The organism is Pseudobutyrivibrio ruminis AD2017, from assembly GCF_000424305.1.
Classification (GTDB): domain Bacteria; phylum Bacillota; class Clostridia; order Lachnospirales; family Lachnospiraceae; genus Pseudobutyrivibrio; species Pseudobutyrivibrio ruminis_B.
In genome coordinates this window covers 1-14724 of sequence record NZ_AUJQ01000006.1, presented here as the reverse complement: position 1 = coordinate 14724, position 14724 = coordinate 1, and the positions used below count along the sequence as shown (strand labels likewise).

Sequence of the window (14724 nt, the reverse complement as noted above, 5' to 3'; positions counted from 1 at the left end):
AGTGGTTTCTAGTTATGCCACAGTTGGCCTTTGATAAAATCTATGAATTCGGTAACGATTGGACTTATCTTTCCGTTCTCATTTGTAAGGATTCCGAATTGGATTTCCCCACCGTCACTTTTCAATCTAAGGCCAGGTCTGACGCCTGAATCATAGCTGTTAAAACTATCGGCACTAAGGTTAGCTAATGAATTTTTTTCCAAAAATGCATGCATAACATAATCACTGTTGGTGATAACAGCAATGTCGTCCTTTATGGTTACAGGCTCGCCATTTTCGGTGTGCCACATTCCATTTCTGAAATAATCATCCTGCTCAGACTGAATAAATTTCATGTTGTGAATACTATCAACAGTCTTCTCAAGCTTGCCCACTGTGTCATCAGGCTGAAAATATACCATGCCATCAACAGATTTAAGTTTTTCAAATGTAAGCTGATATTTTTTAAGCTCGTATTCAAACTGCAATCTTATTTCTGGGAACACGTATACAAAACCTACCTCATCTTCCATAAGACGTACCCTATTTACAATGTTAGATGTGGTATCAGCATGGAATGAGTAACAAACATCCTCATCCTTGTGAAGCTCATAAAACTGAGAAAAACAATTAGCCAACCATGAACTATGATTGGCACTGATTTTAACCATATTTTTTTGATGCTTAATACTATCGGTTTCTAAGGATGCAAAATCCAACACTAGCTTGCTGGCACGACTGTGAAAACGGGTGCCTTCAGGTGTGAGGGCTATGCCCTTTCCCTCTCGCTTAAATAGCTTATATCCAAGTTCATTTTCCAAGGCTGCTATAACCTTGCTTACGCTGGATTGTGTTGTATAAAGTACTCTGGCTGCTTCGCTAAAGGATTTAACATCTGCTGCAACAACAAAGTACTTTAGCTGCTTAATTTCCATATTTCCCCCTTTGCTATTATTTAATAGCTTTTATACTAAACATCTTGTCTGGAATATAGAATTCATCTCTTTCCACAAAGATGCGTTCTCCAAAGGTTTTGTCTGTAAGGATATCTTTAAATCCTATTTCTTCCAATACCTTAACATCCCACTCTGGTCTGTCTAATGTACTGATTGTAAGCATGTGATAAATGTCGTGACACTCTTCCGCTAATTCCTTTGAAACATTTTTGTGTGCAATGTTTTCAGGACTAGTAAGGTTGTGAGCACCCTTTGCATATTCTGCGTCGAAGTTTAAAAGTACTCCACCCTTTTTAAGGACACGATACCAATCCTTGTATGCATCAATAGGATGTGGCAATGTCCATGTAAGATTACGTGTGATTACAACATCAAAGCTTTCATCTGCAAATGCAACATTTTCAGCATCTCCAACCATAGCCTTAACATCGTTAGAGTCTAATCCGTATATACGAATCATCTCGTTTGCCTTTGTAATCATTTCTTCGGTAAGGTCGATGCCTGTAACCTTGTGTCCCTCTCTACCAAGGATTACTTCGAAGTAACCTGTTCCGCAGCCTAAATCTAATATATTAAGACTCTTGCCTGCTGGAAGTAGCTGCTTAATTTCTTCCAACCATTTTACTGACTTTTCACTTTCTATTTCGTCATGTCTAAGTTCGAAAAAGCTGTCTGCTCTTTTTGTCCAATAGCTTTCTACCTTATCTTTAATATTTCCTGCTTCATCTTCAAATGCGATATGATGTAACTCGCCCATTATTTATACTACCCTTTCACTGTTTTTACCAAAAACATTGGTGTTGAACAGTAATTAATCTTTTCCTTTTCGGAATATAAAATACTGCCTATATCTTCCACGCTGCTCACCGAACCTGCGTGTATGCTGTTAAGATATTCCACGTCCCATGCAGGTCTTAACTGATGTGTCAGTGGCATATCGAAAGCAATCTGCTCCATTGTATCAAAATTTGCCCCAATATTATAGTCCTCAAGGCTGGACAATTTAACGTTTTCGCGGTCTTTCATGTATTCCTTACGCTTATTTTCATCGATTAAATAAGTGTACCAATTTGCATCAAAAACCATCATCAAACCATTAGGTTTTAAAACCCTAATCCAGTGGTCGTATGCCTTATCTGGATGAGGAAGATTCCATGTGAGATTTCTGGAAAAGACAACATCAAAGCTTTCATCTTCAAACGGAAGATTCATAGCATCCCCTTGCATAAAGTTAATCTTATCTGCAAGTACACCTGCGTTTTTCTTTGCCTCTTCAATCATGGACTGGGCAAAATCGAAGGCAGTCACATTGTAGCCTTCCTCTGCAAGAATGATAGAAATAAAGCCTGGCCCAGCTCCTACGTCCAATATATTAATATCAGAAGGTGTCCTGTCAGGGAAATTAGTGCTGATTTGGTCGCAAAGATATTCCTTCCAGGTTCTGTGCTGAATACCCTCAAGCTCCTCTTTGTTAACATCAGAATAGCCTTGAGCTCTATTTAACCAATATTCTTTATTTATTGATTCTAAGTTGTCTTTATTTATCTGCATCATTATTTTCCTAAGCTTTTTTAACCTTATAACTTTACCATAAAATAGCCCATAATAAAAGGCTATACTGCGCCCCAATACTGCAGCATAGCCTATTATCCAGGTCTAAATATTAGTTAATGTCAAGATCAACAGTTACCTCATAGTAATCACATGCATGAGCTGTCCAATTTGAAACATTAGACTTAGAAATCATGTTCATCTGAAGGAATGAACAGAATACGTATGCATTGTCATCTAAGATTTTCTGCTGAAGCTCGATTGCAAGCTCTGCTCTCTTGTCTGTGTCGAACTCTGTTGAAAGCTGGTTGATTAAATCAGTTACCTCAGTGTTCTCGTATGCACCAAAGTTGTAATCCATTCCTGGAACACAGCTTGTTGTGAAGAAGTACTGTGGATCACCTGAAGGTGCTGTAACAAGGGCTGATGCATAGATATCGAAGGATGACATATCTGCAAGGAAGTCACGTCTGTTTGCTGTACAGTTGATATCTACATTCATACCGATTTCCTTAAGTGTAGACTGAACTGATTCTGCAAGAAGTGGAAGCTCCTGACGGCTAGGGTATGTAAGCCAACGAATAACAAGCTTCTTACCATCCTTTTCACGGATTCCATCACCATCTGTATCAACCCAACCTGCGTCCTCTAAGATTTTCTTAGCTTCCTCAGGATTATAAGTTTCTGTCTTAATGTTCTCGCCACCAAACTTGCTAAAGCCTTCTGGGAATGCGCCGTTACCAACTACACCGTGACCATCAAGAAGTGTTGCTACAAAGCCTTCCTTATCGATGCCCATCGCGATTGCCTTACGTACAGCGTCATCCTTGATTACAGGACTTGTCATGTTCATAGAAGCAAAGAATGCTCTAGATGTCTGGATGCTAGAGAACTGGAAGTTGTCGTTTTCAAAGTTTGGATATGCCTCGTAAGCCATACCGTATGCAGCATCAATATCTCCTGAAAGAAGTGCTGCTGAAAGTGTATCACCATCAGAGATTGTTCTGATTGTTAAGTTTTTAAGCTTTGGTGTTCCATTCCAATAATACTCGTTTGGAACAAGTGATAAATGGTCATCTGTAACAAGCTCTGTAGCCTTGTATGGGCCAGTACCAGCAACGATACCATTGTCAAAATCTGAAGCATCTACATCGATGATACAAGCATATGGATCACCAAGGTAGTTCATTAACGCAGGATTTGCTTCTGTTGTTGTTATTTTAAGTGTAAGACCGTCAGCTTCAATGCTTTCAATCTTTGTATCAAGTGGTGCTCTATCGTGGTTCTCAAGAAGGTGCTCGAAGCACTGCTTTACAGCCTCTGCATCCATATCTCTACCTGAAGAGAACTTAACACCATCACGAAGTGTGATAGTCCAAACCTTGTCACCATCGTTTTCCCAAGAAGTAGCAAGCCATGGCTCAAGCTCCATTGTATCTGTGTAGTGAACAAGTGTCTCGCCAACTCCGTAACGGATACATGGCCAACCATTGTAAGTTACATGTGGGTTGATTGTCTCTTCCCAGTTTTCAGCATTGAAGGTTGTATCTCCAATTACCATACTCTTTTCTGTTGCTGTTGTAGCTGCTGCATCTTTATTTGAAGATGTGTCAGCAGATTTACCGCATGCGGCAAACATTGTCATTGTCATAGCACAAATAAGTGCTAATGATAATAATCTCTTTCTCATTCTAATACTCCTCTTTCTTACTATATTTGAAAACCATTTGGTTTACAAAACTGATTCAATAAGTCTTTTTGTGTAATCGTTTTTTGGATTTTTGATTATCTCGTCAGGGATGCCCTGCTCCACAATCTCTCCATCGTGCATTACAAGCACTCTGTCACAAAAATCCTGCACAAGGGCCAAGTCGTGGCAGATAAATAATATTGAAAGCTTTTTGCCCTGACTTTCTCTTAGGCTTCTAAGCAAATCTATTATTTCCTTTTGGATAGTCACATCAAGTGCAGATGTGGCCTCATCGCAAATCAGGATTGTTGGGTCAATGGCCAAGGCTCTTGCTATTGCCGCTCTTTGGCACTGGCCGCCGCTAACCTCATGTGGAAAACGTCCTGCAAAGCTTCCATCAAGTCCACATTTTTCCAAGACCTTTTCTACTGCTGCAGCCGCCTCTTTTTTACTAAAGCCATTATTCTTAAGGCTTTCTGCAATTCCATCTCCTAATGTGCACCTAGGATCAAAGGATTCTATTGGAGACTGGAAAACCATCTGCAGCTTTTTATAAAGGCTTTGCAGTGCCTTTCCTTTGATATGTGTAATATCCTCTCCATCAATAGTGATAGTTCCATCTGTTGGTTCTATCAATCTGGTAATCATATTAACTGTGGTACTTTTACCACTGCCGCTTTCACCAATGATTCCAAGGCATTCTCCTTCATATAGACAAAAATCTATATTAGAAACCGCAGTGAATTCCTGCTTATTCTTGCCTTTAAAGGTTTTGGTAAGATTATTTACTTCTAATACTTTTTTCACTCTCTCACCTCTTCAGCTTTGGCACAGCGGACATAAGCTTTTTAGTGTATTCCTCTTTTGGAGAATTTAACACCTCATCCTTTTTGCCATACTCTATTATCTGGCCATCCTTCATAACTATCAGATTGTCTGCCATAGCATTGATTACGCCGATGTTGTGGCTGACGATAATCATGGAGGTTCCAAACAGCTCTCTGACCTTTAGCATCTCATCTATAACAAGCCTTTGGATTGAAACATCTAAGGCTGATGTTGGCTCATCTGCAAGGATGACCTTTGGATTCAAAAGCATGGCTGCTGCAACTCCTACACGCTGCTGCATGCCGCCTGACAATTCAAAGGGATAGCTTTTTAGGATTCTTTGAACATCACTGAAGCCGATTTTTTCAAAAAGCTCTGTTGCCTTTGTTCTGAAATCATCCTTTGAAATCTTTTCATGGGAACACATGGCTTCATACAACTGGTCTCCTACAGTTCTGATAGGACAAAAGGCTGACCCTGAATTTTGGAAAATCATACCTATTTCTGGGCCATTGATTTTCCTCATCTGTTTTTCAGATAAATCTGGGATATCCATTCCCTTAAACCAAATATCACCTCTTGTTACAAGGCCTCCTTTTCCCAGAAGGTTCATGGCTGCCTTTATAACAGTGGTTTTTCCAGAGCCGGATTCACCAACGATTCCAAGAATCTCCCCTTCCTCCAGCTTTAAATTTATATCCTTTACTACCGTATTTCCGTTATAGGAAATATCTACATTTTCATAGGAAAGTACACTCATTAGCTTCTCACCTCCCTATTCTTTGGGTCCGCATAATCGCGAATGGTATCACCTAGCAGATTAAATATCATGACCGAAATAAAGATTGCGATACCTGGTGCAAGTGTTACCCATGGCACAATTGTAATCAGACTTCTTGTGTCACTCATCATGCTTCCCCACTCCGCTGTAGGTGGCTTTGCACCAAGTCCAAGGAAGCTAAGTCCTGCAAGCTCCATCATCATGGTTCCAATATCAAGCATTGAAGTAACAAGGATTGGTCCCATAATATTAGGAAGAATGTGCTTGAAAATAATCTTTATTGTTGAACTCCCCGATAGTTTCGCAGCTCTAAGATAAACTGTTTCCTTTTGAGCTAAGGTCTGGCTTCTGGCGATACGGGCATACTTTGGCCATGATATTGCAGCTAAAGCGATGATTGCATTCTGCAAGCCACCACCTAATACTCCTGCAACTGCAAGGGCAAAAACAAGTCCTGGAAATGCCAAAAACATATCTGAAATACGCATTAAAATTACATCAATCCATTTACCAAACCATCCGCAGATGACGCCGATGGCTGTTCCAAATGCAGTGATTATAGCCACAAGAAGAAGTGTGGAATAAATGCTGGTTCTACTTCCGATGATTACACGGGAAAGCATATCTCTTCCGTATCTATCTGTACCCAGCAAATGCTCCATAGATGGCGCTGCCTTGGCATTTGATAAATCCTGAAGATATGGGTCGTATGGTGTAAGATAACTGGAAAATATAGAACCAATCAAAAGTAATACTGCCAAAGTTCCAAATATGATTAATCTGGTTTTTACTGTTGTTCTTTTTATTTTTTGTTTTCTGATTGTTGGTGTACTCATTATTCTGCCACCCCCAATCTGATACGAGGGTCCAGTAAGTGATACAGCAAATCTGTCACAAGATTTACCATTACATAGATAATGGCCATCCACACAACATAAGCCTGTATCATTGGATAGTCACGCATGGTGATGGCGTCTACCGCAAGCTTTCCTACTCCATCCCACATAAAGATGCTTTCGATGATGGCTGTACCACCAAGCAAGCTTCCTATTGAAAGAGCAAGCAGTGTAATTATTGTAAGCATGGATGCCTTTATTACACTCTTCCAAAGAATGATACTGTTTCTAACACCTCTGGCTTTTGCACCTACTACATAATCCTTGTTCAGTTCCTCAAGAACTGTTGCTCGAACCTGTCTCATATATTTTGATGACATGGCAATAGCAAGTGTAAGGGTAGGCATAATAGCACTTTGGATACTGGTGCCGCTTGATATAACTGGAAGTATTCCAAGCTTTATGGCAAGCAGTTGCATCAACAATAGGGCTATGAAAAAGTTTGGCATTGAATTGCCTACAAAGCTAAAAAAGCGCAAAAAGTAATCAGTAAATCTATCGTGTCTTACTGCTGCAATGATTCCAAGTGGTATTGATATTAAGATAGTAAGTAAAACTGATAAAACTGTAAGAAGAATTGTTGCTGGAAGCTTAGAAATAAATGTATCAAATACATCCTTGCCTGATACATAACTAACACCCATATCGCCTCGGACCAGTCCGCCAAGCCATATAAAATACTGCTCTATAAACGGCTTGTCCAATCCCAGCTCTGCACGCTTGGCATTAATTATTTCAACAGATACAGCCCCTTTGTCAGCATACATTTCTGTGATAGCATCACTACCTGCTATCTGCATCATGGCAAATGACAGAAATGTTATTCCAAGTAGGACTGGTATCAATTGTATTAATCTATCAATAACATACTTCATTTATAATCCTCTAGACATAAAAAAAGCTTTACAGAAATATTCTGCATAAAGCTATTTTCTTTTACAACCATTGATTTAATATAATATCTTTTTGTCCTTCAATCAATGATTTAATAATTATTCAGCTATTCATATTCATCCATCATCTATTCCATAATGGAATATCACTACATAAATCTTTCCATTACCTCTGTTGTATGCATAGATAATATTCCTGCACCGAAGGCCTCCATGATTTCTGTGTAGCTATCATCAATGAACATGATTTCATCCATGTTATAGCCATCACGCTCAGCAATCATCTTCATGATAAGTACTTTCTTATGACGACTTTCTGTTGAAATCAAATCTCCGTGATGCTCAAAAACTCCTGGGTAGCACTCTCTTAGGCGATTGTATTTCGAATTGTATTCAAAGGAATTGCTGCATTCTGTCAGCCCATAAATTTTAACACCCTGATTAAAATGCATATCATCGATTAGATTTTTAACGCCTCTTGGAGCCTGACATTTAATGTAAGCATTATTGTTAATATTATATTTCAACCAATCATTGGCATCCTCAAAGCCAACGATTCTTTTTCCTGCTTCGTTGTACATTTTAAGGCAAAGCAATGTGTTATCAACATCCCCGAAAAGAACCTTTATCTTCTTAAGTTTTTCCTTCATTTCCATTTTTACCTCACTGAAATTATTTTTTGGAATTGATAGCTTCTAATACCTTTTTGGAAATCGCCTGAAGACCTTTCAAACCGCTTTTTTTCAAATCAGTTAATGTTAATGCACCTGTTGATTCAAAAATTGAGAATAGAGTTTCCACAAATTCATCAATTTCTTTATCACTCATTTTATATACGTTTTCTTTTAGAATCGCATCTAATAGCATTGCTGACTTACTAATTTCTTTTGTGGTAGTAAGCTTTTTACCTACCATACACCAGGTTGCCAGATTGTGCTGCGCAAGTCCTGATGCTGTACTTTTTACAACTGTAGGTGTACAAACAGGCTCCATTAAAAGACCAACTACAGTTTCTTCTGGAACAATGCTAACAACCTTTGGCAAGATATCCTTTATATCCTTGGATTCAGATACCTTCTTCATAAATCCAGGTCCATCATTACTGTAAACCCTCACTACCCTGCTTTTAATTGGAAGACCACATTTAGCAACTGCATATACCGCCAAATGTCCTCCTTTAGAATGACCTCCTACAATCAACTTTTGATTATTATCTTTGGCAATTCTATTTAAATAATGAACAGCTTCCTTTTCAGCTTGAACCTCTGAAATGGCAAGCTTGAAATCCTCTTTCCATCCAACAATGGAATCGTCAGTTCCTCTGTATGCCACATAGCTGGTACCATTTGGAAGCAGGAATTCCATAGCTGCAAACTGTAAGGTTTTCTTAACATCTGTTTTACTAACGTAATTACGAACCTTAACGTTTTTATATCTAGCTGTTTTTGCTATAGCCTTCAGCGTAAGTGGTGCGTCCTTAAGGATTGAACCATCTCTAAACTTTTTCTTTTTGTATACCTTAGCGAAATACTCATCAGATATTTCCTTTAAAGTTTTTTCCTCAGTGGCACTTGAAAATAAACCATCCATTTCCACATAAGATACACAAGATAGAACCAAGTTATCCACAACATTGAAGCTATCTTTGCTAAAGCTCAAATCCCCTCGCCATTTAATATAATCTGATATTGTACCCATAGTTTCCTCCCCATTTATTTACATAACTCAACATTAATTATTTTACATCACTTTTTTTACTCTGTCCGCAGATTTATTAAGTTGTCAATAAATTTTCACAAACCAAAAAAGAGATAGGACCTAAATCCTATCTCTTAAAAGTTATTATTTTACTGTTACATCGATTGTGCTACCGATTGTTCCTGCTCCCTGAATTCCGAAGTCTACTGAAGCACCTGGCTCAATAGAAGAATTCCATGACATTGGTGTGATTACATAATAATCTCCATCCTCAGCTACATCTACGCACCAGCTAGAATCAATTCTAACATCCTTCTTAGCAATCTTAACTGTCCAACCATTAACCTTTGATGAAGAATCGTTCTTTACCTTGATTAATACCTGGTATCCGTTGCCCCAGTTGTTGATTGTATAATCTACCTTTAAGCCATCTTTTACTACAGGTTTTGGGTCTGGAGTAGGCTGTGGCTGTGGTTCTGGCTCTGGTGTAGGTTGTGGTTCTGGCTCTGGTGTTGGCTCCTCGGTTGGAACCTCTTTACCATTGATTGTTGCTGGTGTTCCATCAACGTGCTTCATAATAGCGCTGATAATTTCTGGATCACACCACTGAAGTGAATTTCTATCAATGTATCTGTGGCACTCACCGTCTGAACCTGCAGCATTGTTCTGGTAAATGTTGTTATCCCAAAGAATCATTGCTACATTCTTATACTGAGCAGCCTTGCCCCAGTAATAATCAGCCCACTTTACACGCTCAGCTGTGTTATTTCTGTTTGTTGCACTTGTCTCTCCAACGATAACTGGTGTTCCCTTTGAAATGAACTTTGAGTTCAAATCATTGAAGAAGCTATCAATATCATATGGATTATCAAATCTTGTTGTGTAGCTGTCACTTGCAAGAGCAAATGTATAAGGAATGTAAGCATGTACTGAAAGGATAAGTCTGTTGCTTGCAGAATCCTTTGGTAATCTAAATGAATCTGTCATGCAACCTTCAATAGAAGCATCATATCCTGGAACCATGACGCATCTTGTAGCGTTGTTTCCACCTGTTGCACGGATTGTATCAAGAGCAACCTGATTGTAGTCGTTGATACATGCTACAGCTTCTCTGATGTCAGAGCTTGGATTATTTCTTGGGAACCACCACTCTTCGCTGTGTCCAACAAGTCTTGGCTCGTTCATTGTTTCAAAAACAAGATGGTAATCATAATCCTTAAACTCTGTACCAATCTGTTTCCATACTGCTTTGAAATAAGCCTCTGAACGGTTCTTATTTGCATTGTTTGGTACATAGAAGCAATAATCATTGTTAATATCATGATGAGTATTTATGATTACATACATATCATTTGCGATACAGTAATCAACTACCTCTTTAACTCTGTTCATGAAGAAATCAGGAATCTGATAGTTAGAACCTGTTGTGTACTGGCCCCAAGATACAGGAATACGAATTGTATTAAATCCTGCTTCTGCAACAGCATCGATTAATGCTTTTGTTGTCTTAGGATTTCCCCAATATGTTTCATTAGATACTGTATATGGGAAATTAGCCTTCTGGCCATAGGAATCCAAACTGTTTCCTATATTCCAACCAACTCTCATATCAGAAACTACTTCTGCAGCTGTCTTATTTGTTCCTGAAGCCGCTTGAACTGTTTTTGCAGGAACAGCTGTTACAACAATAATTAATGTGAGAAATACTGCTAATACTTTTTTTAGTGTATGCATTACCATACGTCCCCCTTCTTATTTTCATAAGTAATGTCGCGACATATGTATAATACTTAAAACCATATGCATTAGTCAATATTTTCGTAATATTTGTGGAATAATATACATGCGCAGTTTTCTGCGTATCTCAGCCATTTTTTTACTTATTTTCGTAATTCCCACTAATTTTCATTTTGCGTTTTAGTAAAAAATGTCATATTTTTGTAATATTCCTCCAAAATCTAGTTATTACACTATTTTTGGATTATGTGCACTTTTAACAAAATCAATGTTTTTTATTTATTATAAATTTTTATCCATTATTTTTGAGTTTCCTAGCATTATTATTGCAGTTTTTATCCAAATAACAGATGCATAAAACCTTTATATTTGGGCAATTATTTTACGTACAAAGATAAAAGATTGTAGTACAATGATACATGCAACAAATTATCAAGGAGAATTTATATGAAAAAGAATAAAAGAAGAAAGAGAAAAAGAATTATCTCAGTCACACTAATTATAGTAGCATTGTTATTAATTATCGGATGCGCTGTATATATTGGCTATAACAAAGTGGTGCAGTCTACTGAATCTAATGTTTCTAATTCAAGTGTTTCTAATTCAAGTGTTACAAATCCAGCAGATTCTAATTCAAGTGACACAAAATCAGATGCCTCTGAATCAGGCCAAGTTAACAAAAATAGCTCTGCAGCAAGCACAGATTTTAAACTTTCAGATGATTTAGCTGGAGCAATTGCTCTATTAGCTCAAAGCTACAATGAATTTGATTCAACTTCAGTAGAAGGTGAAGCTTGGCAAGAGTTCTTTACTAGCCATTTTTTAATGAACTCACATTATGGCTTCGAATATCTTAATGACATAACAGAAAAAAACTCAAATATAATTGATGAAGAACAGGCTGAGTATATGTCTTATTCTCTTACTGGTGTCAAATCAGATTTTACATTTGCTGAACCTTTAGATTACAATAATGCAGCTTCATTTTTTAACGATGCATATTTAGAAAGCTACACCTCAGAAATGTTAGATGATGGTGTGCTTGTTCATGCAGTTATCACCACTGTTTCAACAACAATTGAGAATGATGAACCAGTAGTTTCCAATACATCTTACAACGTAGATGTAAAGCTGGTAAATAATTCTTCTAGCTGCTTTGATGGATACAGCATTTCATCACTTAAGTGTATTCAATAAAAAATTGTCGCGGCAAATATATGCCGCGACTTTTTTCTACTTATTCCTATGTTTACTTTCATTAAAACTATTGTAACAGGCAAAACATAGCCCAATAATAATCCAATGCAGGAATTATAACTTGTGCATCTGTATTGGATTTACCATCCCTTACAAATTCAGGGGTTATCTCCCATTTTTCGTCATTATTGAGCTTTAAATGTAATAGGCAATATCCTAGTGATACTGTATGTGGCATTACTCCCTCGGTGTAGTATTTAACAATTAATTCTGGCTTTCCATCAGTTTCTGAAACTACAAATCCGCTAGCTAAATCTGATCCTATTTCTTGAGTGCCAGATAGGTTTTTATCTATCTCCTCTTCTGTAGCTGATTCTAAATAAATGCTTTTTACTTCTGCCTTATCTAAGGAATAGAATTTTTCATCATTATAATAAAATTCTACATTTCCATTATCCCATTTTTCTTTAAAAGGAGACTCTTCTATGTCATCTTGATAAGCTATTTCTACACCTTCAGAATTATATACATGAGGATAATAAGCCCCATCCCCACCATTGCAAGGCAATTGCTCAATACTAATTGTCTCTTCCTTTCCATCACCGTTTAAATCATATTTTTCAGTATATCCATCCTTCATAGATTCATGCTCATGAGGATCTATAAAATATTCGGAAATATCTTTTATGGAATCGATACTTAAATTTGATACACCATTAGATAAATCACCATCAACTGTTGATGTATTAATACTATTTGCACCACAGCCTAATGTATTAATACAAACTACTGCAATTAATGACAACGCTGTTACTGTCCTAATTTGTTTTAACATATTTCCCCCTAATATTTATTTTTATATATATTACACATTGTATTACTACATGAGGCTAAATACAACGTAAAAAAAGAGATAGCACAAAGTCCTATCTCTCAGAGTATAGACAAAGAGGCGGAACATTTCGTTCCGCCTTTAGAAGCTTAATTTATTGGTGAGCTCTCGCAAATGGATGTAGGAGCAGTAGCTGTCGATGTATAGCTAACAATTGAACCATCCGGTTTCAAAATAGCTAATGTTGTAGTTATTCCGCAACCATTGGTATCAAGCTGTCCTGTCATTGCATATGCGTGATAATAATATGTCACGCCATTAACAACCATTTTATCCTTGAATCCCCAACCATCAGACGCAATATATGCACTCCAACTAGCTTCGTTATCGTATGTACGAAGAGTAAGCCCATTTCGACTAATTATGTCGGTTACGTTGGCATAATTGCCTGCACGTAAAAGAGCATCTAATGTCTTACAATTCCAAGAGTTACCATAAGTTGTATACATAGAGTTATTATTGAGGTCATAATTGAAATACACACAAGGCATTCCCATCATCTCAAAACTACCGCCATCATAATAAAACTGTGTTATGGTTGGCATATCGCCTCTTAAATCAATGAATCGCTGTATGTGAACAAGTCCATCAGAGCTGTCTGCGTCTGTTATATCAGCTTGTGCTCTGTTTTCATACGCCCAACCACCCCAAGGGTCTTCGATGCTTCCGTTATTCGCTGGTTTTGAAACTGTAAGACCCATTAAGTTGGCAGCCTGTTCAAGGTTCATACCTGAAATCTGATTGGCATTATACTCTTTGCCATTGTAAGTGAATGTGCTGCCCTTGATTAACGCCTGCATTAAAGCTGGGTCATTAACTGTAGAAATTGCAACAGCCTTAGCTTCCTTTGCTGACTTCTTCTTTCCCTTTGCTTCTGAGGTGATTGTGCTTGTAGCAACAAGCCCCATAATCAAGCAAAGTGATAATACTGCTGTAAAAATACGTTTAATCTTTTTCATTCCCTACTTCCTCCGGACCATAGTGGTCTATTTAAAATACATTTGTTGAAATACAATTTCTAAACGTTATATTATCACTCACACATGTATTTATCAACTCATTTATAACTTTAATCAATAATCGAACAGCTTAAATAATTATTTATGATTTAGAACACTTCCTCCTTTCTTGTGATACTCACTGATACTCATTTTCTGTAAATAGAAAAAAGCGTTGAATCTTCATTGATTCAGCGCTTTTTAAAAAATTATTTTGCGTGCATGAGAGGGCGCTGACGTCCAGTGGACGTCGTTTAGCGCCGACCGAGCCGGCAGGCGAGAGTTCGAACCTGTTCGAATTCGACCTGCCGGTGAGTTAAAAGAAAAAAGAGATAGGAAAAACCTATCTCTTTTTCTTTTAATTAAGCGTGCGTGAGAGGATTCGAACCCCCGACACCTTGGTCCGTAGCCAAGTGCTCTATCCAGCTGAGCTACACACACACAATATTAAAAATGCCGTAGACCGGAATCGAACCGGTACGATGTCGCCACCACGGGATTTTAAGTCCCGCGCGTCTGCCAGTTCCGCCACTACGGCATAGCCAAAAGGCTAATGGGACCTACAGGGCTCGAACCTGTGACCCCCTGCTTGTAAGGCAGATGCTCTCCCAGCTGAGCTAAGATCCCA

The 14724-nt window shown here is 38.0% G+C and carries 14 protein-coding genes and 3 tRNA genes; 1 reads left to right on the top strand and 16 read right to left on the bottom strand.

The window, feature by feature from the left end:
• Positions 1 to 8: 8 nt before the first annotated feature.
• From G611_RS0104775 to G611_RS0104725, 11 genes are all read right to left on the bottom strand, one after another.
• A complete protein-coding gene (locus tag G611_RS0104775; protein WP_028242663.1) occupies positions 9 to 914 on the bottom strand; it encodes a LysR family transcriptional regulator in 906 nt (301 codons plus the stop codon).
• Between the two features lie 16 nt (positions 915 to 930).
• Positions 931 to 1692 carry a class I SAM-dependent methyltransferase gene (locus tag G611_RS0104770; RefSeq protein ID WP_051195070.1) on the bottom strand — a complete coding sequence of 254 codons (762 nt, stop codon included), beginning with the start codon at positions 1690 to 1692 and terminating at the stop codon, positions 931 to 933.
• A gap of 8 nt (positions 1693 to 1700) precedes the next feature.
• Positions 1701 to 2489 (bottom strand): class I SAM-dependent methyltransferase, encoded by a 789-nt coding sequence (locus G611_RS0104765; RefSeq protein ID WP_242824256.1) that lies wholly within the window; start codon positions 2487 to 2489, stop codon positions 1701 to 1703.
• A 109-nt stretch (positions 2490 to 2598) separates the two neighbouring features.
• On the bottom strand, positions 2599 to 4176 hold the full coding sequence (locus tag G611_RS0104760; protein WP_028242660.1) for an ABC transporter substrate-binding protein: 1578 nt from the start codon (positions 4174 to 4176) through the stop codon (positions 2599 to 2601).
• A 42-nt stretch (positions 4177 to 4218) separates the two neighbouring features.
• Positions 4219 to 4983: an ABC transporter ATP-binding protein gene (locus G611_RS0104755; RefSeq protein ID WP_028242659.1), complete on the bottom strand. Its 765-nt coding sequence runs from the start codon at positions 4981 to 4983 to the stop codon at positions 4219 to 4221.
• A gap of 4 nt (positions 4984 to 4987) precedes the next feature.
• Complete coding sequence (locus G611_RS0104750; RefSeq protein WP_028242658.1) at positions 4988 to 5764, bottom strand: ABC transporter ATP-binding protein; 777 nt, start codon at positions 5762 to 5764, stop codon at positions 4988 to 4990.
• Positions 5764 to 6621, bottom strand: a complete 858-nt coding sequence (gene nikC / locus G611_RS0104745) for a nickel transporter permease (RefSeq protein WP_028242657.1) — start codon at positions 6619 to 6621, stop codon at positions 5764 to 5766. The genes G611_RS0104750 and nikC overlap by 1 nt, the downstream gene beginning before the upstream one ends.
• A complete protein-coding gene (gene nikB / locus G611_RS0104740; protein ID WP_028242656.1) occupies positions 6621 to 7556 on the bottom strand; it encodes a nickel ABC transporter permease in 936 nt (311 codons plus the stop codon). Before nikB ends, nikC begins: the two co-directional genes overlap by 1 nt.
• A 167-nt stretch (positions 7557 to 7723) precedes the next feature.
• A complete protein-coding gene (locus G611_RS0104735) occupies positions 7724 to 8230 on the bottom strand; it encodes a hypothetical protein (protein WP_028242655.1) in 507 nt (168 codons plus the stop codon).
• 16 nt (positions 8231 to 8246) lie between these two features.
• Complete coding sequence (locus G611_RS13890) at positions 8247 to 9272, bottom strand: Mbeg1-like protein (protein WP_051195069.1); 1026 nt, start codon at positions 9270 to 9272, stop codon at positions 8247 to 8249.
• A gap of 144 nt (positions 9273 to 9416) precedes the next feature.
• Complete coding sequence (locus G611_RS0104725; protein ID WP_028242654.1) at positions 9417 to 11006, bottom strand: cellulase family glycosylhydrolase; 1590 nt, start codon at positions 11004 to 11006, stop codon at positions 9417 to 9419.
• A gap of 450 nt (positions 11007 to 11456) precedes the next feature.
• Here G611_RS0104725 and G611_RS0104720 point away from each other — a divergent pair, with 450 nt between their 5' ends.
• Positions 11457 to 12206 carry a sigma factor regulator N-terminal domain-containing protein gene (locus tag G611_RS0104720; protein WP_028242653.1) on the top strand — a complete coding sequence of 250 codons (750 nt, stop codon included), beginning with the start codon at positions 11457 to 11459 and terminating at the stop codon, positions 12204 to 12206.
• Positions 12207 to 12273: 67 nt separating this feature from the next.
• On the opposite strand, the gene G611_RS0104715 is transcribed toward G611_RS0104720, so the two are convergent.
• From G611_RS0104715 to G611_RS0104695, 5 genes are all read right to left on the bottom strand, one after another.
• Positions 12274 to 13041, bottom strand: a complete 768-nt coding sequence (locus tag G611_RS0104715; protein ID WP_028242652.1) for a hypothetical protein — start codon at positions 13039 to 13041, stop codon at positions 12274 to 12276.
• Between the two features lie 146 nt (positions 13042 to 13187).
• Positions 13188 to 14057 carry a hypothetical protein gene (locus tag G611_RS0104710; protein ID WP_028242651.1) on the bottom strand — a complete coding sequence of 290 codons (870 nt, stop codon included), beginning with the start codon at positions 14055 to 14057 and terminating at the stop codon, positions 13188 to 13190.
• A gap of 406 nt (positions 14058 to 14463) precedes the next feature.
• Positions 14464 to 14537: transfer RNA gene (locus tag G611_RS0104705), tRNA-Arg, on the bottom strand.
• Between the two features lie 13 nt (positions 14538 to 14550).
• A tRNA-Leu gene (locus G611_RS0104700) sits at positions 14551 to 14634 on the bottom strand.
• Positions 14635 to 14650: 16 nt separating this feature from the next.
• Positions 14651 to 14723, bottom strand: a tRNA-Val gene (locus G611_RS0104695).
• Position 14724: the final 1 nt, after the last annotated feature.

Coding starts and splice junctions, on each gene's coding strand:
- G611_RS0104715 (WP_028242652.1), bottom strand. CDS start 13,041: ATGTTAAAACAAATTAGGACAGTAACAGCGTTGTCATTAATTGCAGTA.
- G611_RS0104765 (WP_242824256.1), bottom strand. CDS start 2,489: ATGATGCAGATAAATAAAGACAACTTAGAATCAATAAATAAAGAATAT.
- nikC (WP_028242657.1), bottom strand. CDS start 6,621: ATGAGTACACCAACAATCAGAAAACAAAAAATAAAAAGAACAACAGTA.
- G611_RS13890 (WP_051195069.1), bottom strand. CDS start 9,272: ATGGGTACAATATCAGATTATATTAAATGGCGAGGGGATTTGAGCTTT.
- G611_RS0104710 (WP_028242651.1), bottom strand. CDS start 14,057: ATGAAAAAGATTAAACGTATTTTTACAGCAGTATTATCACTTTGCTTG.
- G611_RS0104770 (WP_051195070.1), bottom strand. CDS start 1,692: ATGGGCGAGTTACATCATATCGCATTTGAAGATGAAGCAGGAAATATT.
- G611_RS0104750 (WP_028242658.1), bottom strand. CDS start 5,764: ATGAGTGTACTTTCCTATGAAAATGTAGATATTTCCTATAACGGAAAT.
- G611_RS0104725 (WP_028242654.1), bottom strand. CDS start 11,006: ATGCATACACTAAAAAAAGTATTAGCAGTATTTCTCACATTAATTATT.
- G611_RS0104735 (WP_028242655.1), bottom strand. CDS start 8,230: ATGGAAATGAAGGAAAAACTTAAGAAGATAAAGGTTCTTTTCGGGGAT.
- G611_RS0104760 (WP_028242660.1), bottom strand. CDS start 4,176: ATGAGAAAGAGATTATTATCATTAGCACTTATTTGTGCTATGACAATG.
- G611_RS0104720 (WP_028242653.1), top strand. CDS start 11,457: ATGAAAAAGAATAAAAGAAGAAAGAGAAAAAGAATTATCTCAGTCACA.
- nikB (WP_028242656.1), bottom strand. CDS start 7,556: ATGAAGTATGTTATTGATAGATTAATACAATTGATACCAGTCCTACTT.
- G611_RS0104775 (WP_028242663.1), bottom strand. CDS start 914: ATGGAAATTAAGCAGCTAAAGTACTTTGTTGTTGCAGCAGATGTTAAA.